Origin of the sequence: Erythrobacter sp. (genome assembly GCF_038133525.1) — a bacterium.
Lineage (GTDB): Bacteria > Pseudomonadota > Alphaproteobacteria > Sphingomonadales > Sphingomonadaceae > Qipengyuania.
In genome coordinates, this window is sequence record NZ_JAYPTL010000083.1 from 5992 (window position 1) to 9081 (window position 3090).

At 64.8% G+C, this 3090-nt stretch carries 3 protein-coding genes; 2 read left to right on the forward strand and 1 reads right to left on the reverse strand.

Annotated features, from left to right (window positions below):
- The coding region (locus AAFM29_RS15535) for a VacB/RNase II family 3'-5' exoribonuclease (protein WP_341713691.1) at nt 1-1520 on the forward strand (1520 nt) is incomplete at its 5' end.
- On the opposite strand, the gene AAFM29_RS15540 is transcribed toward AAFM29_RS15535, so the two are convergent.
- Nucleotides 1517-1969, reverse strand: coding sequence for a universal stress protein (locus AAFM29_RS15540; RefSeq protein WP_341713692.1), 453 nt, complete (start codon nt 1967-1969; stop codon nt 1517-1519). The two genes, AAFM29_RS15535 and AAFM29_RS15540, sit on opposite strands and share 4 nt — an antisense overlap.
- 144 nt (nt 1970-2113) lie before the next feature.
- Here AAFM29_RS15540 and AAFM29_RS15545 point away from each other — a divergent pair.
- On the forward strand, nt 2114-3090 hold a 977-nt coding region (locus AAFM29_RS15545; RefSeq protein ID WP_341713693.1), incomplete at its 3' end, for a 2-oxo acid dehydrogenase subunit E2.

A 3090-nucleotide genomic window follows, 5' to 3' on the forward strand; every position in this document is an offset into this window, starting at 1 on the left:
TCCCCATCGTCGCCATCGACCCGGCCGACGCGCGCGACCATGACGATGCCATTTGGGCCGAACCCGATGGCCAGGGCGGCTACAACCTCATCGTCGCCATCGCCGACGTCAGCTATTACGTCCGTCCCGGCGGTACGCTCGACCGTGAGGCGCGCAAGCGCGGCAACTCGGTCTATTTCCCCGATCGCGTCGTACCGATGCTACCCGAAGTGCTCAGCGCGGACGTCTGTTCGCTGAAGGAAGACGTCGACCGTGCGGCCATGGCTTGCCACATGCACATCGATGCGCAGGGGCAGATCAAGAGCTGGCGCTTTACCCGCGCCATCGTCCGCATCGTGCGCAATATCGCCTACGAGGATGCACAGGCGGCAATCGATGCCAGCGACGCGCCCGAGTACCTGAAGAACCTGTGGGGCGCGTGGAAGCTCCTGTTCGCGGCGCGCGAGGCGCGTGACCCGCTCGAGCTCGAACTGCCCGAGCGCCAGGTGAAGCTCAACGACGCGGGGCAAATCGAGGAAATCGCGGTGCGCGAGCGACTCGATGCGCATCGCGTGGTCGAGGATTTCATGATCGCCGCCAATGTGGCCGCCGCGAAGGCGCTCGAGGCCAAGAAGGCGCCCGTAGTCTACCGCATCCACGAACAGCCGAACCGCGAGAAACTGATCGCGTTGCGCGAATACCTCGCTACCCAGGGGCGCAAGCTCGCGCTGGGGCAGGTGATTACACCCGGGTTGTTCAACCGGATGCTCAAGGATATCGCCGATCCTGCTGAAAAGGCGTTGATAATGGAGGCGGTGCTACGCAGCCAGACGCAGGCGTATTACGGCCCGCAGAATGCGGGGCACTTCGGGTTGGCTTTGGGCAGCTACGCCCATTTCACCTCTCCGATCCGGCGGTATTCCGACCTGCTGGTGCATCGCGCACTGGTAGACGCCTATGGGCTTGAACAGCCCAAGCCGAAGGTGAACCTGCCCGAAGCAACGGGCCTGTCCGATCGTGACAAGACCGCGCTCAACCAGATTACCGATGCGATCAGCCAGACCGAGCGGCGTGCAATGGAAGCTGAGCGCGATACCATCGATCGCTATGTCGCCGCCTGGCTTTCGGGCCGGGTGGGCGAGACCTTCGACACGCGCATCACCGGCGTGCAGGGCTTCGGCTTCTTCGCCACCATCGACAAGCTTGGCGGTGACGGGCTCGTTCCCGTCTCGACGCTGGGGCGCGAATATTTCCGCTACGATGATGCGGCGCAGAAGCTGATCGGCGAGGACAGCGGCAAGGAATATGCGGTTGGCGACAGACTGAAGCTTAAGCTGGCGGAAGCGAATGCGCTGACCGGCGCGCTCAAGTTCGAAGTTCCCGACAGCGATGGTGCTGCAATCGAACAGCGCGGCGCGCGAGCGGCGCCGCGCAAGAAGCCACCGCAAAAGGGGAAAGGCGCACCGCGCCAGAAGCATGCGCAGGGCCAGCGCGGCCGACCGTCCAACATCCGCCACCAGGGGCGGGGCAAGAAGCGCTAGGCCAGCTTGTCGATCTCTTCGCGGCTCAAGCCGCCGGGGACGATGTAGAGCGGGCAGGGGAGCTGCCCCGCATGGGCGGAAAAGTGGCTGACCAGCGGGCCAGGCGCGCCATCGGCACAAGCACCGAGCACCAGCGAGGCGATCTCACCATGCTCCTCGATATATTTGCGGATCACCTCGGCAGGCATGCCGGGGCGGACCGCTATGGTCGGCATCTTGCCGCTTTCGGCGAAGATATGACCCGCGGCATTGTTCGCCATGACCTCGGCCCGCTCACGCGCTTCCTGTTCGATCGTCGCCTGCACGCCGCCGAAGGCAGAAAAGGTCTGCTGGGGCACCAATGCGAGGATATGAACCGAACCGCCCGTCTTCTGCGCGCGCAAAGAGGCGAAGCGGAGCGCCTGGTTGGCTTCCTCCGTTTCATCCATGACCACCAGGTAGATACGCATGCAAGTCCCCTCTGGTCCCCCCGAACCTTCTTGCGCGCGGGATATCCGGTAATTCGTATTCTGCGCAAGGACCTTGCAGCGCGCGCGCAACTTGGCCAGAGGACGAGGCAAGACGTTTGCCCGTGAGAGGACGCTACGGAAACCATGCCCACGCCGATCAAGATGCCCGCCCTGTCACCCACCATGGAGGAGGGCACCCTGGCCCGCTGGCTGGTGAAGCCGGGGGATACGGTCAGCGCGGGCGACATCATGGCCGAGATCGAGACCGACAAGGCGACGATGGAATTCGAGGCGGTCGACGAAGGCACGATCGTCTCGATCGCGATCGATGAGGGCACTGAGGGGGTCAAGGTCGGCACCGTGATCGCGATGCTCGCCGAAGAGGGCGAGGATGCCAGTGCGGCAGCAGCCGCTCCCGCCGCCGAAGCGCCGAAGCCCGAACCCGCGCCAAAGCCCACTCAACCTGAGCCTGTCGAAGGCCCGGCGCCAGCGCCTGCTGCAAGTGCACCGAGCAGCCCTTCGACAAGCTCAGGGCGAGCGGAAACTGGCAACAGGGTAGTGGCCTCACCGCTGGCCAAGCGCATTGCCGAACAGAAGGGTATCGACCTCGCGGGCGTCACCGGCAGCGGCCCCAACGGCCGTATCGTCAAGGCGGATGTCGAGGGGGCGCCTGCTCAAACCACCACGTCCGCTCAGCCTGAGCCTGTCGAAGGCCGCTCGGCAACGCCCGCGCCCAAGCCTGCGACACTCGGCGGCGATCTCGATGCGCCTTACGAAGCGCAGAAGCTCAACAATGTCCGCAAGGTCATCGCGCGCCGCCTGACGGAGGCAAAGCAGACGATCCCGCACATCTACCTGACTGTGGACGTACGGCTCGATGCGCTGCTCAAGCTTCGCGGCGAGCTCAACAAGAGCCTCGAGCCCGATGGCGTGAAGCTCTCGGTCAACGACCTGCTGATCAAAGCGCTCGCCCGCGCTCTCCAGCGCGTGCCCAAGTGCAACGTCAGCTTCCAGGGCGACGAGCTGTTCCAGTACAACCGCGAGGATATCTCGGTAGCGGTCGCCGCGCCTTCGGGCCTGATCACCCCGATCATCCGCGATGCGGGCCGCAAGGGCCTCGC